Raw genomic sequence first — 19962 nt, 5'->3', positions numbered from 1 at the left:
AATATTATAAATATATAAAACTACCGACTTTCGGGCTTGTCTTTTTATTTTTGAATCATGCCTCGCATGAATATTAGCCTTCCGGAGAAATTTATTTATATCACCGAAATAATCGTTCGCGCGAGCGATCTCAATTACGGTAACCATGTTGGTCACGATTCGATTCTCACGTTAATGCAAGAAGCAAGAATCGGCTTTTATCGCAGTGTTGGATTTAAAGATGAACTTAGCTTCGAGGGAGCGGTAGGACAAATTATTGCAGACGCTGCATTGCAATACAAATCAGAATCATTTTTAGGCGACGTATTGACGGTGAAGATTTTTATCGATGATGTGACGAAGTATGGATTCGACATGCTCTATCAAGTCGAAAATAAAACCACAGGAAAGGAAGTGGCGCGTGGTAAGACGGGCATTGTCTGCTTTAATTATGACCTCAAGAAAGTAGCGGTGATTCCCGAATCGTTTCGAGAAAAGCTTGGGCTCTAATTACTTTTTGAATTGAGCGTTTTCAGATAAGCGATACTTTTTGGGATTTGCTCTTCAGAAACAGACGACTCGTCTTCGATAAAAAAGTGTTGGATGCCATTCTTTCTCGCTTCCTTGTAGAGCGCTTCTATGCCCACATCACCAGTACCCAACACTACGTTGCTGTCGAGATCCACCTGTCCGTTCATACTGTCTGGCGTGCCTTTCTTGCGATCTTTCAAGTGCATTAGAATCCATCGACTACTGTATTTTTTAAGAAGCGCTAATGGATCTTGGCCAGCCTGTTTGATCCAAAACACGTCCATCTCAAAATAAACATATCGCTTGTCGAAGCTTTTCATCATCACATCGAACAACGTTCCTTTCTCGTGAATTTGAAATTCATAACCGTGTGGATGATAACATAGGAGCAGTCCGTTTTGTGCCATAACCTTACCTGCCTTGTTGAAGACTTCGGTTGCCCGTTGAACGTCGTTGATAGTGAAGATGTCACCATCGTGGGGAATCCAAAACACAACGACATATTTGGCGCCATAAGATCTTGCTTCGTCTGCAACCGCCTGCGGAAATTTTTCTAAGCGTTCGAAGTTGGTTCCAAAGCTGATGACTTTTAGATTATTTAAAGCAATGAGCTTGATGAATTCTGGAAAAGATAGTCCATACGTGCTGCCCATTTCGATTTCGGTCACACCCATTGCTTTCACTTTTGCCATGGTGCCGGTAACGTCTTTCGAGAATTGCTCGCGTAGACTATAGAGTTGCAGTCCAATTTCTTGCGCGCATACCGTTTGGATGGAAATAGCGAAAACGAGTGACAAGATCACGAGAGGGGTAGAAAGCCGCATAGACAGGAGCGTTTAGTCTCTGGTCCGAAGATAATTAAAGGCTTTGAAGAAACAATTCGCTCGATAAGGAGAAAGTAGGAGCGTCGGAGCGACATCAAGATCAAAAGTACCCCCGATTGAGGGCACTTTTGAAAATTGACGGGTTTAATTGGTTTGGTTATTATTTCTGAGCAACGAGTATCGGTGTGTTGGCTACAAGCGCAACAAGGTCTTCATCATTTACATTTTTCTTCTCATCAGCAACAACGAGGAAGTTGTCATAAAGCACGTCTAGATCCGTTTTGCTAGGTTGGTACCCAAGCAACTCGAGTCTGTGTTTGAGAGCAGCGCGGCCGCTTCTTGCAGTCAATACAATTGACGATGACGGAACGCCAACATCAGAAGGATTGATGATTTCATAGTTCTCAGCATTCTTCAAGAAACCATCCTGATGGATTCCAGAAGAGTGAGCAAAAGCATTCGCACCGACAATTGCTTTGTTCGGCTGAACCGGCATGCGCATCAGATCAGAGATCAATGTGCTGATACCATAAAGTTTTTCCGACTTGATGTTGGTGTGAAGATTCAAGTCTTTGTGTACTTGAACAATCATCGCTACTTCTTCTAATGAAGTATTGCCAGCGCGTTCTCCAATGCCGTTAATGGTTACTTCTGCTTGACGTGCGCCGTTCATCAATCCGGAAATTGTATTCGCCGTTGCTAATCCTAGATCGTTGTGGCAGTGAACTGAGATCGTCGCTTTGTGAATATTCTTTACGTTCTCGTACAAATAAGCAATGCGTTTTCCATACAGGTGTGGAAGGCAGTAGCCAGTAGTATCAGGAATGTTCACGACATCTGCACCCGCGGCAATCACGGCTTCAACCATCTGCGCGAGAAATGCGAGGTCAGCGCGTCCAGAGTCTTCTGCGAAGAATTCTACTTGTACACCTTTTGACTTTGCGTATTCAACGGCCCACACACCTTGTTCAAGAATTTTTTCACGTGTGCTGTTGAACTTGTGTTTAATGTGAACATCAGATGATCCGATACCGGTGTGAATGCGTCCACGTTTTGCGTAACGTAGGGCTTCTGCAGCAACATCTATGTCATCTTTTTTCGCGCGCGTCAAAGCGCAAACAACTGGATCCTTAACCGCTTTTGAAATTTCAATTACAGAAAGGAAATCTCCAGGGCTGGAGATTGGAAAGCCAGCCTCAATAACATCTACACCGAGTGCTTCCAGCTCGCGTGCAACGATAATCTTTTCATCGGTTGAAAGCTGACAGCCTGGTACTTGTTCACCATCGCGTAACGTGGTGTCGAAGATCTCTATTTTCTGGCTCATAAGTTGTTTTATAAATTTTGTCTCTAGTTTAAAAAAATCAAATTCGATTAGACTGCCACTGAGCAATTGGCGAGCATTCTGGCGTTGTTACATACTACGTTGCCCATTACTTCAGTGCCGAGGATTTTTTCATGTGGCGTCGATGCATCTGCGATGTCGCGTGTGCGGTAGCCGTCTTTCAATGTTTGCTCAACGGCTTTGATCACCGTTTCTGATTCTTCTTTCAGTCCGAATGAAATATCAAGAAGCAATGCTGCTGACAAGATTGATGCAAGTGGATTTGCAATTCCTTTTCCAGTGATGTCGTGTGCACTACCGTGGATTGGTTCGTATAGCCCAACCGTGTCACCGATAGACGCAGACGCAAGCATACCCATAGATCCTGCGATCTGAGATGCTTCATCTGTGAGAATGTCACCAAAAAGATTTCCAGTTACCACTACATCAAATGCTTTTGGATTTTGAATAAGCTTCATCGCTGCAGCATCCACGAACATATGATCAACCGTTACATCAGGATACTGCTTAGCAACTTCCTGAACAACTTCTCTCCAAAGACGTGAGCTCTCGAGTACGTTAGCTTTGTCAACAGAAGTTACACGCTTGCTACGCGTTAATGCGGCTTTAAATGCTTTGTGAGCAATTCGCTCAACTTCGTAGCGTGAGTAAATCATCGTATCGAATGCGGTGCTTCCTGCGTCTTTACGACCGCGTTCGCCGAAGTAAACGTCGCCTGTAAGCTCACGGAAGAAAAGAATATCAGCACCTTTCAAGATTTCTGGCTTAATGCTCGATGCACCAAGAAGCTCATCGAATAACTTGATCGGACGAAGGTTTGCATACAGACCAAGTTCCTTGCGCATTTTCAATAGCCCCTGCTCTGGACGAACTTTCGCCGTGGGATCGTTATCATATTTTGGATGACCTACTGCGCCAAAGAGCACAGCATCCGAATTCTTCATTTTAGCAAGCGACTCATCTGGCAATGGATTACCAGTAGCTTCGATAGCCTCGTGACCAATGGTAGCATAGTCGAATGAGAACTGATGTCCGAAACATTCAGCTACTTGTTCGAGAATTTTTTTTCCGCAGGCAGTAACTTCTTTGCCGATTCCATCGCCTGGGAGAATAACGATCTTCTTTTTCATCTTGAGTCTTCTAAAAGCTGCTGGCTAATGGCCTCTGGCTTCTAGCTTTTGGTTTAGTATGGGAATTTGTTTTGGTCTGTTTAAAGCCAATAGCTTGTAGCTTGAGGCTTGTAGCTTTTTATCGCGCTATTTCAAACTGCTTGATCTCTTCGCGGAGACTCAGCAAGTAATCGATATCGTCATAACCATTTGCAAGACAAGTTTTCTTGTAGGCATTGATGTCGAATGATTCAGAAGTTCCGTCTTCGAGTGACACCTTTTGATTTTCGAGATCGACGGTGATCACTGTAGCAGGATTCTTCTCGATCGCAGCAAAGGTCTTCTTCAAGAAATCTTCGGATACTGTTACTGGGAGGGTAGCGTTGTTCAATGCGTTGTTCTTGAAAATATCGGCGAAGAAGCTAGAGATCACCACACGGAATCCGTAATCGTGGATTGCCCATGCGGCGTGCTCGCGGCTACTACCACATCCGAAGTTTTTGCCCGCTACAAGAATCTTACCAGTATACTTTTTGTCATTTAACACAAAGTCTTTTGGTGTATCGTCGTTGTTAAAGCGCCAGTCCCGGAAGAGATTCTCTCCGAATCCGTCGCGTGTTGTTGCCTTCAAGAAACGCGCTGGAATAATTTGGTCTGTGTCAATATTTTCAATCGGCAGCGGTACTGCCTGACTTTTTAACGTTGTGAATTTTTCTTTTGCCATGATACTTTAAAATAAGGGCCGTGATTAAACGATACTTCTTACGTCTGTTACTTTTCCAGTGATCGCTGCAGCAGCGGCACTGAGTGGACTTGCCAAGAATGTTCTTGACTTTGGTCCTTGACGTCCTTCGAAGTTTCTGTTTGATGTACTGATGCAATATTTGCCAGCAGGAATTTTGTCTTCATTCATAGCTAGGCATGCTGAACATCCTGGCTGACGAAGTTGGAATCCAGCTTCTTCAAAAATCTTATCGAGACCTTCTTTACGTGCTTGTTCTTCTACTTGCTTGGATCCTGGTACCACCCAAACTTCTACATTCTCAGCTTTCTTTTTGCCTTTTACGATTTCGGCTACCAATCGGAGATCCTCAATGCGCGCATTGGTACAGCTTCCGATGAATACATAATCTACAGGCTTGCCTAGCAATTGTGTTCCTTCTTCAAGTCCCATGTATTCAAGTGATTTGTTGAAAGAAGTTTGCTCGCTGATATCTTTTAATTCTGCTGCTGTGGGAATGCGATCCGTAACCTTGATGCCCATACCTGGATTTGTTCCGTAGGTGATCATCGGCGCGATGTCGGCGGCGTCGAACGTAAGTACTTCGTCGTACTTTGCACCTTCATCAGTCTTGAGTTGTTTCCACTCGGCAACTTTTTTATCGTAGTCGGCACCTTGAGGCGCAAACTTTCTACCTTTGATGTAATCGAATGTGATTTGATCAGGCGCAATCAATCCGCCACGCGCACCCATTTCGATGCTCATGTTACAGATGGTCATGCGTGCTTCCATCGAAAGATTGCGGATGGCATCACCGGCATACTCAACGAAGTATCCTGTAGCACCACTTGCCGAGATCTTGCTGATCACGTAAAGGATAATATCTTTTGCAACGACGCCCTTTCCGAGTTTGCCGTTGATTTCAATCTTCATTGTTTTCGGGCGGTACTGGAGGATACACTGAGTAGAAAGCACTTGTTCTACTTCACTTGTTCCGATACCGAAGGCGATGGTTCCGAATGCGCCGTGTGTCGATGTATGGCTGTCGCCACAAACGATAGTCATTCCCGGGAGTGTTAAACCCAACTCAGGACCAACGATGTGTACGATACCTTGATAAGGATGACCGAGATCGTAAAGCGTAACGCCGAATTCTTCTGTGTTTTTACGAAGCGTTTCAACTTGATGACGTGACAAAGCTTCTTTGATAGGAAGATGCTGATCGATCGTCGGTACGTTGTGATCAGGAACAGCCGTAGTACGTGCTGGGTTAAAAACTTTAACACCGCGTTTACGGAGACCTTCAAATGCCTGAGGGCTTGTTACTTCGTGAATGAAGTGTCTGTCGATGTAAAATACATCTGGGTGACCTTCTTTTTGCTTCACGATGTGCGCGTCCCAGATTTTGTCGAACAGTGTTTTCGGTTGACTCATTGTCCTTTTTTGTTATTGCTTCTGTGTAAAATTGAACAACTGTTAGTTTGTTCAAACCCTTAAAAAATGAAACCGTCCCGCTTTTTGGCGGGACGGCAACGTTTGTTTTCGTTATATTTTTATCATCTCATGAGATGACTTTTGACTTCTTTATTCGACGTCTTTTTCAGAGAGAGTTCAACCACGAAGATCACAAAAGTTAAGCCCTACATCAACGAATTGTTAATAAATTTTTGCAATCGCTAACGAGTGATAGTGTGTTGATGCGTTGCCGTTTGCATTCTCTGTGTGACTCCTAATCTTTGTGTATCTCTGTGTAATGCTTGCATTAACGAATTTGTTAAACAAGATATTCGAATAGATTCTCCTGCTGATTTACCAATGTGAAATTCAATTTGTGATTATTCATCCTTGCTATCAGCGTGTTAAAATCTTCTTTTGATTTTACTTCAATACCGATCAGCGCCGGCCCTGTTTCTTTGTTATGTTTTTGAATGAACTCGAAACGAACGATATCGTCTGTCGGTCCAAGTATTTCATTTACAAATTCTTTTAATGCTCCAGGACGTTGCGCGAAACGTACGATGAAGTAGTGCTTCAACCCTTCGAAGAGGAGTGAACGCTCTTTGATCTCTTGCATGCGATCAATGTCGTTATTTCCACCACTTACAATGCAGACAACTTTCTTACCTTTAATTTGGTCGGCGTATTGATCGAGTGCCGCAATCGAAAGTGCTCCAGCCGGTTCGGCAACAATCGCATCTTCGTTGTACAGCTGAAGAATCGTTGAGCTTACTTTTCCTTCGGGAACGAGAAGCATATCCGATAGAACATCTTTACAAATTTCAAAAGTTACTTCGCCAACTTTCTGTACAGAAGCACCATCGACAAAGCGTTGAATCTTATCAAGTTTTACAGGCTTACCCGCAGCAAGTGCTTCTTTCATGGAAGGTGCACCGGCAGGTTCAACGCCAATAATTTTTGTTGTAGGGGCGTAGGTCTTAAAATATTCGCCGATACCTGCGCACAATCCTCCTCCGCCAATTGGAATGAAGATGTAGTTTAGGTCCGCCACCTCATCAAGAATTTCTTTTCCAACAGTTCCTTGTCCTTCAATTACTTTCGGATGATCGAAAGGAGGGATGAATGTCATTTGTTTTTGCTTGGTGAACGCTAAAGCATGCGCTTGGCAATCATCGAATGTGTCGCCAGTCAAAACGATTTCGATGTTTTCGCCGCCGAACATTTTAACTTGATTGATCTTTTGTTTCGGTGTGATTGCCGGCATGTAGATCACGCCTTTGATGTCGAGGTATTTGCACGCGAACGCTACACCTTGCGCGTGGTTTCCAGCGCTTGCACAAACAACGCCAACTTTGCGTTGCGCTTCCGTAAGACTGTTAATCAAATTATAAGCACCACGAAGTTTGTAGGAGCGTACAACTTGTAAATCTTCGCGCTTCAAATAAATCTCTGCCTTAAATTTTTCAGAAAGCTTCCGATGATACTGCAATGGAGTCTTCAACACCACCGACTTCAATGCATCGGCCGCCGCATTGATATCTATATTAAATTCTTTCCCGACTTGACTCATATTTATTGGCTATTGGCTTGTTGCCACAAGCTTTTTAAACAAAATCCCTCTCCAGTAACGAAGAGGGATCATTATTAACACTATAAATTCTAACGAAAGTTTTAACTTAAAGCTTGTGGCTTGAAGCTTGTAACTTTTTTAGTTGATCATGCTCGCTTCAACAGTTTGCTTCTCAGGTCTGAGAGAGCGTACTGCAGCGCCAGCTTGCCAGAGTTCGCTTTCGCGGAGTTCTTTCAACTCTTCTGCAAGTTTCTCACGGTAATCAGGCTTAGAGCAAGTTTCAATTGTACGTCTTGCTTCCTCACCTGTTGCTACAGACTTGTAAAGATCTTTGAACACCGGAAGTGTAGCTTCTTTGAATTTCTTTTTCCAGTCGAGTGCACCGCGTTGTGCTGTTGTAGAGCAGTTAGCATACATCCAGTCCATACCGTTCTCAGCAACGAGTGGCATGAGGCTTTGTGTAAGTTCTTCAACGGTTTCATTGAATGCTTCAGAAGGTGAGTGACCGTTTTCACGGAGTACCTGATATTGTGCTTCGAAGATACCGGCGATAGCACCCATCAAAGTACCACGCTCACCGCTAAGGTCAGAGTATACTTCTTTTTTGAAATCTGTTTCGAAGAGATATCCTGAACCTACACCGATACCAAGGGCGATGGCAGTATTTTTTGCTTTGCCTGTTGCATCCTGGAATACAGCGTAGCTGGAGTTGATACCTTTACCTTGGAGGAACAATCTGCGAACAGATGTACCAGAACCTTTAGGTGCAGCCAATACTACATCTATGTCTGCTGGCGGAATGATGCCAGTTTGTTCTTTGAACGTGATGCCGAAGCCGTGAGAGAAATATAACGTTTTACCTTTTGTGAGGTATGGTTTCAATGTTGGCCACAGTGCGATCTGACCTGCATCAGACAATAAGAATTGAACTACTGTTCCGCGTTTTGCAGCTTCTTCAATTTCAAATAAAGTTTCGCCAGGAACCCATCCGTGTTCTACAGCTTTATCCCAAGTCTTAGAACCTTTACGTTGACCTACGATTACTTTAAATCCGTTATCGCGAAGGTTCAAAGCCTGAGCAGGACCTTGTACACCATATCCGATAATCGCGATGGTATCGTTTTTAAGAACCTCGAGGGCTTTCTCCATCGGGAATTCTTCACGAGTTACTACTTCTTCAATGGTACCTCCGAAATTGATCTTTGCCATTTTATTTACTGTTTAATTTTTGTTTTTGGTTTGTTTATGCAGTGACACAAATGTGTCCGGTTTTCATTTATTCTGTTACGACGGTAGCGCGAACACTAAGCTCACAATACAATTCAGTTCCCTTGTAGTATAGTGCTTGTTCGACTTCAATAAGTTTTTCCAATTGATGCTTTACTTTTTCCATCATATCTTCTGTTGTATGAAGAAGCAGTACAGCAATACCTCTCTTGAAGTCATCTTCATTTTCATGTGCCACCAATTTCTTGATGCGTACCCTTCTTCTGTTCAGAATGTTAACGATCCGATTTAAAACCGAAAAGTTGTTATCTGAATGTATCTCTAGTGTGAAATCTTCTTTCATCGTTCTATTCTTTTAAGCTTCGAGTTCGAGCTTCGAGCCGCGAGAAATGGCCGTTAGCTGTCGGCTCTTAGCCGTTACTTCGTTGTTCAATATTCGTTGTTCAAATCTTCGACATTTGCACATTCACCAATTCCAAATGCCCAATTCCCCAATCCCTAAAGTCCCGCTGGCGGTTCGAGCATCACCTCTGCAACACCTGCACCCGCTGGTACCATTGGAAATACGTTGTCTTCTTTTCCAACGATAACTTCCAAGAAGAATGATGTTGGTGAGTCTAGCATTTCTTGCAGCGCAGCTTGAAGATCTTTGCGGTCTTCAACTTTGCGTGATGGAATGCTGTACGCTTCGGCAATCTTGCAAAAATTTGGATTCGTCATTTCAGTGAATGAATAGCGCTTTCCATGGAAAAGCTGTTGCCACTGGCGCACCATGCCAAGGAAGTTGTTATTCAACACAAGAATCTTTACAGGTATTTTGTATTGCATGATCGTTCCTAGTTCTTGCACCGTCATTTGGTAACCACCATCGCCGATAACAGCGACGACTTGTTTCTGCGGAACACCAAGTTTAGCACCCATCGCTGCTGGTAATGCAAAACCCATTGTGCCTGCACCACCTGAAGTTACGTTCGTGCGTGGGTTTCTGTATTTGTAGTATCGCGATGTTACCATCTGATGTTGACCAACGTCAGTAACAACGACAGCTTCACCTTTTGATTGATTCGACAAGTGATTGATTACTTCGCCCATAGTGATCATCTCCGATGGGTTGTGCTCACGCTTGATAATCTTCTCGAACTCGATGTTGTTCAACTTGTGGAAGCTGGCTACCCACTCGGTAAACGCCCCTGCTTTAACTTTATCGGTTAGGGCCACAAGTGCTTCTTTGGCGTCGGCATGAACCGCAGCATCTGCCTTAATGATCTTGTTGATCTCGGCTTTATCGATGTCGATATGAACTACTTTCGCTTGCTTTGCATACTTGTTCACATTCCCCGTAACACGATCGTCGAAACGCATGCCCACGGCGATCAATACATCACATTCGTTGGTGTTTACATTTGGGCCATAGTTCCCGTGCATCCCCAAGTAGCCGACATAGTTTGGATGGTTTGTTGGGAACGCGCCCAAACCAAGTAACGTACTGGCTACTGGAATTCCACTTTTTTCAGAGAACGCAATCAGTTCCTGTGTGGCGTCGCCAAGCAAAATGCCTTGACCCGCGAGGATGTAAGGACGTTTTGCTGAATTGATCAGCTCGGCAGCTTTTTCAATTTGTGTTGGCTGGAGTACCGGCTTTGGTTTATACGTTCTGATCTCTGAGCATTTTTTGTGCTCCACCATTTCGATCAGTTCATTCTGTGCATTTTTCGTGATATCAATCAACACAGGACCTTGTCTTCCTGTAGAGGCGATGTAGAATGCTTTGGCGACAGCAGGGGCGATGTCTTTCGCTTCGGCTACTTGAACATTCCATTTTGTAACCGGGATTGTTGTATTGATGACATCACATTCCTGGAACGCGTCTGTTCCTAAGAGGTGCGCGAATACTTGTCCTGTGATACAAACCAAGGGAGTAGAGTCGATCAATGCATCGGCAAGACCCGTTACAAGGTTGGTGGCGCCTGGCCCAGACGTTGCAAACACAACGCCTGTTCTTCCAGATACACGTGCAAATCCTTGTGCTGCATGTATCGCACCTTGCTCATGACGAACAAGAATGTGATTGAGTCTGTCAGCGTAAGAATACAGTGCATCATATACAGGCATGATCGCACCGCCAGGGTATCCAAAAATAATGTCAACACCTTCTGCAACAAGAGAATTGAGCAACACTTCCGAACCTGTAATCATCTTCTTAGGCTCTTCCTTCTTGTCATCAGCAGGTTTAGTCTTCGTCAGTAACGCATCCATCGGCGGCAGTTTTTACTTGTTTTGCATACTTCAATAAAATTCCATTCGTCGCTTTCAGCTTTGGAGCTTTCCACGCTGCTTTGCGCTTCGCTATTGTCTGTGCATCAACCATCAAATTGATGGTGTGATTTCTGATGTCAATCTCGATAAGATCATCGTCTTCTACGAGGGCGATCATACCACCCTCGAAAGCTTCAGGTGCAATGTGACCAATTACAAATCCGTGAGAGCCTCCGGAGAATCTTCCGTCTGTTACCAACGCTACGCTCTTACCAAGACCAGCGCCCATGATAAGACTTGTAGGCTTTAACATCTCAGGCATACCCGGTGCGCCTTTCGGTCCAACGTAGCGGATCACCACCACATCACCAGCTTTGATTCTGCCTGATTGTACACCTTGTACTACTTCGAATTCACCATTGAAGACGCGTGCCGGACCTTTGAACATCTCACCTTCTTTGCCAGTGATCTTCGCGACAGATCCTTTCTCTGCAAGATTTCCGTAAATGATTTGTAAGTGACCAGTAATCTTGATCGGCTTTTCAATCGGAACAATTACATCTTGTTGTGTGAAGTCGAGCGTCTTCGCATCTTTCACGTTTTCTGCGATCGTTTTACCTGTTACAGTAATGCAGTCACCGTGGAGGAATCCTTTTGCAAGGAGATATTTCATTACGGCAGGAACACCACCTTGACGGTGTAATTCTTCCATCAAATATTTTCCACTAGGCTTAAGGTCGGCAATCAACGGTGTTTTATCAGAGATGCGTTGGAAGTCTTCTTGCGTCACTTTTACGCCAGCAGCTTTAGCCATTGCGATTAAGTGAAGCACGGCGTTTGTTGATCCTCCCAAAGCGATCACCACAGTAATAGCATTTTCAAATGCTTTGAAAGTCATGATGTCGCGAGGCTTGAGATCGAGTGCGAGCAGATTTTTGATCGCTTCGCCAGCTGCTTTACATTCTGCAACTTTCTCAGCACTCAACGCTGGGTTAGAAGAAGAATAAGGCAACGACATACCAAGCGCTTCGATTGCCGATGACATGGTGTTGGCTGTATACATGCCACCACAAGCACCTGCACCTGGACAGGAATTCTGAATGATACCTTTGAAATCTTCTGGCGAAAGTTTACCGGCGATTTTTTCGCCAAGTGCTTCAAAAGAAGAAATGATGTTTAGTTCTTTTCCTTTGTAGTGACCACCGGCGATAGAACCACCATACACCATGATTGACGGGCGGTTGAGACGTCCCATCGCGATGAGTGCGCCAGGCATATTTTTATCACAACCTACCACAGCGATGAGACCGTCGTAATATTGTGCGCCACATACAGCTTCGATTGAGTCGGCAATAATCTCGCGACTCACCAATGAATAACGCATGCCTTCTGTCCCGTTGCTCATACCATCGCTCACGCCGATCGTGTTGAAGATGAGTCCTACGAGATCATTCCCCCACACAGACGTTTTTACATCTTGTGCGAGTTTGTTAAGGTGCATGTTACAAGTGTTCCCGTCATAGCCTGTGCTCGCGATGCCGATTTGCGCTTTTGCCATATCAGCTTCTGTCAGACCTATTCCGTAAAGCATCGCTTGCGCTGCCGGAAGTGTAGGATCCTGCGTAAGCGTCTTGCTGTATTTGTTTAATTCTTTGTTCACGTTTGAGTTATTCTGATGGTAGTTTAAAAAATCTATTTTGATAACGAGGACGGAGTGAAGTATCACTTGGATACTTCACGTCCCCGAACATCTGGTTGTTAGATGATGACGTAGCTGAAAGACTTTTCGAGAACTTGGCACTTGTATGCTTCTTGGATAGAAGCGCCAAGTGAATCGAACCAAGGTTTACGAAAAGGTTTAGCATCGATGGATTCAATACCGACGATCTCCGCTGCTGTTCCGCAGAGGAAAGCGCTATCAGCTGATTCTAATTCTTCAGGTTTGATTTGTCTTTCTGTTACAGGAATGTCAAGCTCGCGGCAGATGTTGAGCACGGTTTGACGTGTTATGCCTGGTAAGATGTGTCCGAGAGAAGGCGTATGAAGCACACCGTCTTTTTCGAGGAAGAAATTTGCACCCGGAGCTTCTGCGATGTTACTGTTCATGTCGAGCATGAGGGCTTCATCATAGCCGCGAACTTTGGCTTCGCTTGTCGCGAGAATTGAGTTCACGTAGTGACCGGTTACTTTGGCTTCCATCTTCAGTGAATTTGGATTCGGTCGCTGGTAAGATGAGATGCACATTTTCAATTGACGATCGGCACCATGATACTTTTCCCATTCCCATGTACACATCATCAAGTACACTTCGCTTGGTTGTGTAAGCTGCATGTTTGGCGCACAATACACAAGCGGGCGAATGTATGCGTCGCTTAATTCATTTTTCTCAAGAAGTTGATACGCGATTTGTACAAGCTCTTCAGTTTCGTAGTTGAAAGGAATGCCTACAAGTGCGCAGCTTTTCTTTAGACGTTCGAAGTGTTCGTACGCCTTGAAGATCTTCACGCCATTCATCGTCTGGTAAGCGCGGATACCTTCGAACGCACCGAAACCATAGTGCAGCGTTTGGCTGTAGAGGTCAGTGTGCGCGTCGACTGCCTTGATGAACTTACCATTCAAAAACAAGATCGTGTCTTTCGTGTAGTACATTTTACAACTGTTAGTTTGTTCTGATCTGTATAAAACAAAACCGCCCCGAAGTTTGTCGGGGCGGTTCATGATCATTTCTTTTTAAAATTTAAATCACTATCGCTCCCGCGGGTTTGACGAGTAGAATGACGATAATGACGAGCACAGTAACGTTCTGCAACCGGTTGAGGTTGAACAAGCGTTCGGTGATTTTCAATTTGTTAATCATTTTATTCTGTGCGAATACAATTGTCACAAATTATCGTTTACCGTTCAAGTGATTTGGAGAAAATATTTCGAAATTTCGCTAAAAACGAATGTTAGGACGGAGAAAGTGTTCAAGTGTTCGTGTGTTCAAGTGTTCAGGTTGTGGTGGTTAAACCGATGAAAATCACTTGAACACGTGAACACTTGCGCACTTGAACACTCCTGCATTACTCGTCTTTCAACACATTCACCGGATTCATCTGTGCTGCTTTGGCAACATGATATGATGTAATCACTAGTGCCGTGATCAGGATACTTCCCATCGCGACAATGAACGGCCACGCGGTGATATCAATACGATGATAGAAGTTCGACAGCCATTTGTTCAGCAACCATACGCAGAATGGAACACTCAACGCGAAAGCAGCGAGCATCAAGTATAAATAGTTTTTGATCATCAGCGCCCAGATGTTAATGGTTGATGCGCCTACCACTTTACGAATACCAATCTCTTTGGTACGTTGTTCCAAGTTGTAAATGATCATTCCTAACAATCCTAAACTGGCAATCAGAATAGCAAGGCCCGCGAAGATGCTCAGCACACCACCGAATCTTTTTTGCGAAAGATAATCCGCCGCAAAATCGTCGTCTACGAAGCTGTAACGGAAGGGATTTGTTCCTGAAAATTTCTCCCACTTCGTTTGTGTTGCCGCGACGATTTCTTGAAGGTTTACTTCCTGTGCCGATTTTGTTCTGATGGCAATAAAGCGTTTGTGTGTTGCATACAATGAAGATTTGCTGTGGAAAATCGCCATCGGTTGAATCGGAACTTCCAATGACCAGTAGTTGAAATCTTTGATGATGCCAACGACTTCAAAATGTTTTCCCACGTAGTCGATCTTCTTCCCGAGAACACTTTCATCCAATGCCCATCCTAGGGCACTGATGGCATTTTCATTGAGGATCACGCGGCTCGAATCCGCAGGCATGTCTTTGGAGAAATTACGACCGTATAACATTTTCAATCCCAGCGTAGGCACATAGTCTTCATCGGCTTTTGTGTAATTGATAGGAATGTATTTATCACTTCCCACGGCACCGAACTGATCGCCATCATACAAGTTAGGCGGAACCGATGTGTTATACGATACATCAACAACACCCGGGATGTTTGCTAACTCATTCACGAAACTTTCATTGTTGGTAGCCCATTCTGCGTTGTTGATCACCATCAGGTTTTCGCGTTTGAAACCGATATCTTTTTGGCCGAGGAATTTGATCTGATCAAAAACAACGACGGTGAAAACAATCATCACCATAGAAATCACAAACTGAAGAATCACCAGTCCATTACGGATGCTCTGCCCTCCTTTACCGGTGCGTAGTTTTCCTTTCATCGTTTCAACTGCAGAGAATTTACTCAGGAATATTGCAGGATAGCTTCCGGACAATAAGCTCATGATCACTACTAAAACTGCGACGAGCAATAGCATCTGCGGATTTTCAAATACATCAAATGACAATTGAACACCACTCATGAAGTTGAAGATGGGTAGTAAAAGCTGCACCACGCACATGGCAATCAGTGCAGAGATCAGACAGTACATCAGTGCTTCTGCAAAGAAATGTAACGACAACTGAAATTTGTCGGAGCCCAATACTTTACGAATGCTCGACTCTTTGATGCGCTTGGTGTATTGCGCCGTCGAGAGGTTCATGAAGTTAATGCATGACAAAAGGATGATAAAGATCTCCACACCGTTGAGCACATTTACTGTCGTGATGTTGCCTACTTCGTTAAGCCTGTTGTAAACATTATTGGAATACAAATGGATGGCAGTGAAAGGCTGGAGGAATAGCTCCCACTTCTTGCCGCTTTGTTCATACTCATCGAAGGTTTGGTGCATGCCGTTCTTCAAGGTTGCTTCGGCATATTTGCGCGGCATTTTCAGCAGGCGTTCTTCGATGCTGGCGATGTTTGCTTTTTCGTCGAGTAATACAAATGTTTCGAAAGTTGTCCAGAGCCAATGATCGTTTGAGAACTGGATGCGTGGCAAGCTCATCATCGAGAAGAGCATGTCGAATTCGATGTATGAATTCGCGGGTCCATCGGCGACCACACCCGTAACTTCTACAGTAGTTTTCTGACCCTTTGCTTCGAAGATCAAAAGTTTTCCGATGGGATTGTTATCGTCGAAATATTTTTTCGCTGCGGAAGCCGTTAACACTACCGTATTCGGATGCTTCAGTGCTGTTTTAGCATTTCCTTTTAGCAAGGGAAATGCGAATACGCTGAAGAAGTTTGAATCGGCACAGAGAATTTTGTCTTCATCGAAAGTGCGGATGTCATTTTTGTTTTCAGCGTTGCTCACCAGAAAATTTCCGGGAGGGTGCAGACGTGTTACTTCTTTCGCTTCCGGAAGTTCGATCTTCAGCGCCGTGGCCACACCGGGGCCAAGTGATGCAAATTGATTGTCGTCGTTCTCGCCCCAGATGAAAGTCTGGTTTACACGATAGATGTTGTCAGCATGGGTGTGAAACCGGTCGTAGCTTTTTTCGAACTGCACATAAAGATAGATCATGATCGTGCTCACAATCCCGGCCGTAAGTCCAAGGATGTTGATGGTCGAAAATAACTTCTGACGGCGGAGGTTTCTGAAGAAAAGAACAGCAAAGTACCGGAACATAGTGATGTTGTTTGAGGGCGTTATGACAAACGGCGTACCAGCACAAGATCGCGTTTTTTGACGTAGAATGAGGGATTTTTGAAATAGAATTCGTTCGTATATAGAACATGATGTCCGAAATCGACCGAATTTAAAACGCGTGAGCTACACCCTGGGAGTGCACGAAGAGTGCAGAAACAGTATAAAACGTATGGTGCTCTATTGGTTCATAGATTGTTCTACAAAGGTGCAGCTGGCTACTGGCCACTAACGCTAACCAATAAACAAATTGTAGCGTTGAGACCTGTAGCTTGTGGCTTGTAACCTGAGGCTTGCAGCTTTCCAATCAGCTTTCCAAATACTCTACAATGCCATCTCTGATAGCTGTGAACGTCTTCACGAGCGTTTCTTCATCTTCTTCGAGCAGTGTTACGCGGAAGCCTTGCAGTTCGGAGCAGAACGAAGAAATCGGCACGACGCAAATTCCTTTGGCGCCAAGTAGATAGTATACAAAACGTTTATCAAGTTGAATGTCTTGACCATTCACCCATCCTTCAACAAGGTCTTTGATTTTGGTGTCCTTGATGTTCATTTTTTGGTGAGGCTTCAAGGTACCATCGCGGAAGATGATGGTGTTGTAGAACGCACCGTATGTTGGATTGAACGTGAGTTGGGGAACGGTACCCAGGATGTCGGAGATGATTTTGCTTCGTCTTCCGATATTGGTATTGGTTTGATCGCGATAGGTTTTGAATCGTGGATCACCGAGAATTTTCGGAATAGCAACTTGCGGAAGCTTTGTCGAACAAACTTCAATCATCTTAGCGTTGTCGAGTGCTGCGCAGAGTCTGCCGAACTCAACATCTTTATCGCGGTTGTAATATTCCATCCAGCCACAGCGAGAACCTGGCCAAGGCAGTTCTTTTGAAATACCTTTCATAGAAATGCCCGGAACATCTTCAATAATCTCTGCTAATGAATATGCGCGTGCGCCGTTGTAGGTGATGTTCAAATAGATTTCATCGGCAATCAAGAAGAGATCAAACTCTTTCGCGATTTGTACAATGCGCTTGAGTGTTTCGAGTGGGTATACCATTCCCGTTGGGTTATCGGGATTGATAATGAGGATACCCACTACGTTGGGATTGTATTTTACCTTATTGTATAAATCATCGAGATCCGGATACCATTTGTTATTCGGATCGAGTTTATAGGTGAGCGGTTCGTGAGCAGCGTGTGCCGCCTCGGCGCTACTGTGTGTTGAGTATGCAGGCGATGGACCGATTACGCGAGATGTACGTGAAATAAACTGGTAGGCTTTAGAAATGGCGTCTCCCAGTCCGTTGAAAAAACAAATGTCGTCGGCAGTAATTTGAACGCCGCCCATGGCATTGGTTTGCTTCGCGAGGAACTCTCTTGTTTCCAGCATTCCTTTCGAAGGACAATAGCTGTACGTATCGTCGATCTTCATCAGGTCGCTGATGATGTCTTTGATCCAGCTTGGCATCTTGTGATGCTTCTGTATTGGATCACCAATGTTTTCCCAGGATATGGCGAGGCCAAGCTTCTTGAGTTGATCTGCTTTCTTTACAATTTCGCGGATCTCGTAGCTTAATTCTTTAGCGCCTTCACTGAGTAATCTCTGTCGCATGGTCTTATAAAAAATTTCAAAAAGCGATGTTGAGAGTTTTGTAGGAAGGATTCAAGTAGAAGCGCGAAAATATTTTTCGTGAACAACTGTTAGTTCTTGAAAAGCAGAAAGCAGAAAGCTTAAAGCTGAAAGTTATTTTGAGAAGGAATGCAGCACGACTTATCTGCGCACCACCATCAACCTGAAAACCTTCTCGACGAAGCGATGCAGATCACTTTTTATTTTAACGATCGGATCAGTTAGCAAAGAATGCGGTGCAGTTTCCCTTTCTGCATTTAAGCTTTGCGCTTTCTGCTTTACGCTTTAAGCTTTAACAAAGCTACATTCTCAACGTGCATCGTATGCGGGAACATATCGACAGGTTGAACGGCGATGATGTCGTATTTTTCGGAAAGAATACTCAGGTCGCGCGCTTGCGTTGCTGGATTGCAGCTTACATACACAATCTTTTTCGGTTCGGCTTTAAGCAGCATACGGCAAACATCTTCGTGCATACCGGCGCGTGGAGGATCGGTGATCACCACATCCGGACGCCCATGAACGTTTAAGAAATTATCGTCGAGTAGATTCTTGATATCGCCAGCATAAAAGTCGGTGTTGGTAATACCGTTAATCTGTGAGTTCACCTTTGCATCATCGATAGCAGCGCCCACGTACTCGAGGCCAACTACTTTCTTGGCTTGCCCTGCAACAAAGTTCGCGATCGTTCCTGTTCCAGTGTATAAATCGTACACAAGCTCGTCGCCTTTCAAACCAGCCATCTCCCACGTAATGCGATAGAGTTCGTATGCCTGCTGTGAATTGGTTTGATAAAAAGACTTAGGTCCGACACGGAAGCTCAGCACACCACTTCCATCGGGCTTCTGCATTGTCTCCGTAATGTATGGGTTGCCCTTCCATGTTTGAATATTCAAGTCGGCGAAAGTATCGTTCTTCTTTCCGTTAATCACAAATTGAAAAGAAGTGATCTGTGGGAAGTCGCGTTCAAGACGAAGAAGAATTTTTTCAATCCACTCCATCTTGTCGTACGTCACCTGCAGGATCACCATCGTTTCTCCTGTAATGGCAGTACGGATCGTAATCGTTCGTAAGAAACCAACTTGTTTTCTGAGGTCGAAAAAAGGAATTGCTTCTTTAACAGCTTCATCGCGAACAGCCAGGCGAATTGCATTTGAGGGATCAGGTTGCAAATGACATTCCTTCACATCAAATACGAGATCGTATTTCCTAGGGATGTGATATCCCAAAGCAACTTCACCTTGACCAGGTTTATTTTCATCGTGCAACTCTGCTTTCGTTAACCAGCGTTGTGCCGAAAAAGTATAATCAAGTTTGTTGCGATAGAATCTCGTTTTCTCAGAGGCAACAATAGGTTTGATCGTGGGAAGTACTAAGCCGCCGATACGTTCGAGGTTGTCTACAACTTGTTTGTGTTTGTAAAGAAGTTGTGTTTCATATTGGATGTGTTGCCATGAGCAACCACCACACGTACCAAAGTGTGTGCAGAAAGGCGTTGCGCGATCGGGTGAGAATTTTTTGATGGCTGTAACGCGGGCTTCAAGAAAGCTGCTTTTAATTTTCGTGAGTTGCGCATCGACGGTATCGCCAGGTGCACCACCCTCAAGAAAAATTACTTTTCCATCAATACGGGAAACGCATTTGCCCTCGGCTGCCATGGTTTCCACCACAATGTTTTCGATGATATCTCCTTTACGCATAAAGCGCGCAAAAATACACATTTCAGGGTTTCTCTCCTCCACGCGATTCTCTATATTTAGTATTCGCCGCCT

At 44.3% G+C, this 19962-nt stretch carries 15 protein-coding genes; 1 reads left to right on the top strand and 14 read right to left on the bottom strand.

Annotation, left to right across the window (positions count from 1 at the left end):
- Positions 1-66: 66 nt before the first annotated feature.
- Complete coding sequence (locus DQQ10_RS00550) at positions 67-489, top strand: acyl-CoA thioesterase (RefSeq protein WP_245970211.1); 423 nt, start codon at positions 67-69, stop codon at positions 487-489.
- Here DQQ10_RS00550 and DQQ10_RS00545 read toward each other — a convergent pair.
- The 14 genes from DQQ10_RS00545 to rlmD all read right to left on the bottom strand — a co-directional run bounded on the left by DQQ10_RS00545 (position 486) and on the right by rlmD (position 19890).
- A complete protein-coding gene (locus DQQ10_RS00545) occupies positions 486-1334 on the bottom strand; it encodes a sugar phosphate isomerase/epimerase family protein (protein ID WP_112744850.1) in 849 nt (282 codons plus the stop codon). The genes DQQ10_RS00550 and DQQ10_RS00545 overlap by 4 nt on opposite strands.
- 160 nt (positions 1335-1494) lie before the next feature.
- A complete protein-coding gene (locus DQQ10_RS00540; protein ID WP_112744849.1) occupies positions 1495-2661 on the bottom strand; it encodes a 2-isopropylmalate synthase in 1167 nt (388 codons plus the stop codon).
- Between the two features lie 47 nt (positions 2662-2708).
- The gene (gene leuB / locus DQQ10_RS00535) at positions 2709-3809 is read right to left on the bottom strand and encodes a 3-isopropylmalate dehydrogenase (protein WP_112744848.1); all 1101 of its coding nucleotides are present in this window, start codon (positions 3807-3809) and stop codon (positions 2709-2711) included.
- A gap of 118 nt (positions 3810-3927) precedes the next feature.
- Positions 3928-4512, bottom strand: a complete 585-nt coding sequence (leuD, locus tag DQQ10_RS00530; protein WP_112744847.1) for a 3-isopropylmalate dehydratase small subunit — start codon at positions 4510-4512, stop codon at positions 3928-3930.
- A gap of 24 nt (positions 4513-4536) precedes the next feature.
- The gene (leuC, locus tag DQQ10_RS00525) at positions 4537-5943 is read right to left on the bottom strand and encodes a 3-isopropylmalate dehydratase large subunit (RefSeq protein ID WP_112744846.1); all 1407 of its coding nucleotides are present in this window, start codon (positions 5941-5943) and stop codon (positions 4537-4539) included.
- Between the two features lie 340 nt (positions 5944-6283).
- Positions 6284-7537: a threonine ammonia-lyase IlvA gene (ilvA, locus tag DQQ10_RS00520; RefSeq protein WP_112744845.1), complete on the bottom strand. Its 1254-nt coding sequence runs from the start codon at positions 7535-7537 to the stop codon at positions 6284-6286.
- 138 nt (positions 7538-7675) lie between these two features.
- A complete protein-coding gene (ilvC, locus tag DQQ10_RS00515) occupies positions 7676-8746 on the bottom strand; it encodes a ketol-acid reductoisomerase (RefSeq protein WP_112744844.1) in 1071 nt (356 codons plus the stop codon).
- A 67-nt stretch (positions 8747-8813) separates the two neighbouring features.
- Positions 8814-9107, bottom strand: coding sequence for an ACT domain-containing protein (locus DQQ10_RS00510; protein WP_112744843.1), 294 nt, complete (start codon positions 9105-9107; stop codon positions 8814-8816).
- 155 nt (positions 9108-9262) lie between these two features.
- Positions 9263-11020 (bottom strand): biosynthetic-type acetolactate synthase large subunit, encoded by a 1758-nt coding sequence (ilvB, locus tag DQQ10_RS00505; RefSeq protein ID WP_112745709.1) that lies wholly within the window; start codon positions 11018-11020, stop codon positions 9263-9265.
- A complete protein-coding gene (gene ilvD / locus DQQ10_RS00500) occupies positions 10995-12680 on the bottom strand; it encodes a dihydroxy-acid dehydratase (protein ID WP_185147018.1) in 1686 nt (561 codons plus the stop codon). Before ilvD ends, ilvB begins: the two co-directional genes overlap by 26 nt.
- A gap of 98 nt (positions 12681-12778) precedes the next feature.
- Positions 12779-13738 (bottom strand): branched-chain amino acid transaminase, encoded by a 960-nt coding sequence (locus DQQ10_RS00495; RefSeq protein WP_245970210.1) that lies wholly within the window; start codon positions 13736-13738, stop codon positions 12779-12781.
- Positions 13739-14082: 344 nt separating this feature from the next.
- Entirely contained in the window at positions 14083-16542 is a 2460-nt protein-coding gene (locus tag DQQ10_RS00490) for an ABC transporter permease (RefSeq protein ID WP_112744841.1), read from the bottom strand.
- 325 nt (positions 16543-16867) lie between these two features.
- On the bottom strand, positions 16868-18172 hold the full coding sequence (locus tag DQQ10_RS00485; protein ID WP_112744840.1) for a pyridoxal phosphate-dependent aminotransferase: 1305 nt from the start codon (positions 18170-18172) through the stop codon (positions 16868-16870).
- A gap of 296 nt (positions 18173-18468) precedes the next feature.
- The gene (rlmD, locus tag DQQ10_RS00480; RefSeq protein WP_112744839.1) at positions 18469-19890 is read right to left on the bottom strand and encodes a 23S rRNA (uracil(1939)-C(5))-methyltransferase RlmD; all 1422 of its coding nucleotides are present in this window, start codon (positions 19888-19890) and stop codon (positions 18469-18471) included.
- Positions 19891-19962 lie beyond the last annotated feature (72 nt).

This window comes from Pseudochryseolinea flava, assembly GCF_003286915.1.
In the GTDB taxonomy this organism is placed as follows: domain Bacteria; phylum Bacteroidota; class Bacteroidia; order Cytophagales; family Cyclobacteriaceae; genus Ohtaekwangia; species Ohtaekwangia flava.
The sequence above is the reverse complement of the archived record's forward strand: the minus strand, read 5'-3'. Positions and strand labels throughout refer to the sequence as shown.

Bases quoted from the DNA above. Each gene is read 5' to 3' on its own strand.
- DQQ10_RS00550 (WP_245970211.1), top strand. From the start codon at position 67: ATGAATATTAGCCTTCCGGAGAAATTTATTTATATCACCGAAATAATC.
- DQQ10_RS00545 (WP_112744850.1), bottom strand. From the start codon at position 1,334: ATGCGGCTTTCTACCCCTCTCGTGATCTTGTCACTCGTTTTCGCTATT.
- DQQ10_RS00540 (WP_112744849.1), bottom strand. From the start codon at position 2,661: ATGAGCCAGAAAATAGAGATCTTCGACACCACGTTACGCGATGGTGAA.
- leuB (WP_112744848.1), bottom strand. From the start codon at position 3,809: ATGAAAAAGAAGATCGTTATTCTCCCAGGCGATGGAATCGGCAAAGAA.
- leuD (WP_112744847.1), bottom strand. From the start codon at position 4,512: ATGGCAAAAGAAAAATTCACAACGTTAAAAAGTCAGGCAGTACCGCTG.
- leuC (WP_112744846.1), bottom strand. From the start codon at position 5,943: ATGAGTCAACCGAAAACACTGTTCGACAAAATCTGGGACGCGCACATC.
- ilvA (WP_112744845.1), bottom strand. From the start codon at position 7,537: ATGAGTCAAGTCGGGAAAGAATTTAATATAGATATCAATGCGGCGGCC.
- ilvC (WP_112744844.1), bottom strand. From the start codon at position 8,746: ATGGCAAAGATCAATTTCGGAGGTACCATTGAAGAAGTAGTAACTCGT.
- DQQ10_RS00510 (WP_112744843.1), bottom strand. From the start codon at position 9,107: ATGAAAGAAGATTTCACACTAGAGATACATTCAGATAACAACTTTTCG.
- ilvB (WP_112745709.1), bottom strand. From the start codon at position 11,020: ATGGATGCGTTACTGACGAAGACTAAACCTGCTGATGACAAGAAGGAA.
- DQQ10_RS00495 (WP_245970210.1), bottom strand. From the start codon at position 13,738: ATGAACCGCCCCGACAAACTTCGGGGCGGTTTTGTTTTATACAGATCA.
- DQQ10_RS00490 (WP_112744841.1), bottom strand. From the start codon at position 16,542: ATGTTCCGGTACTTTGCTGTTCTTTTCTTCAGAAACCTCCGCCGTCAG.
- DQQ10_RS00485 (WP_112744840.1), bottom strand. From the start codon at position 18,172: ATGCGACAGAGATTACTCAGTGAAGGCGCTAAAGAATTAAGCTACGAG.
- rlmD (WP_112744839.1), bottom strand. From the start codon at position 19,890: ATGCGTAAAGGAGATATCATCGAAAACATTGTGGTGGAAACCATGGCA.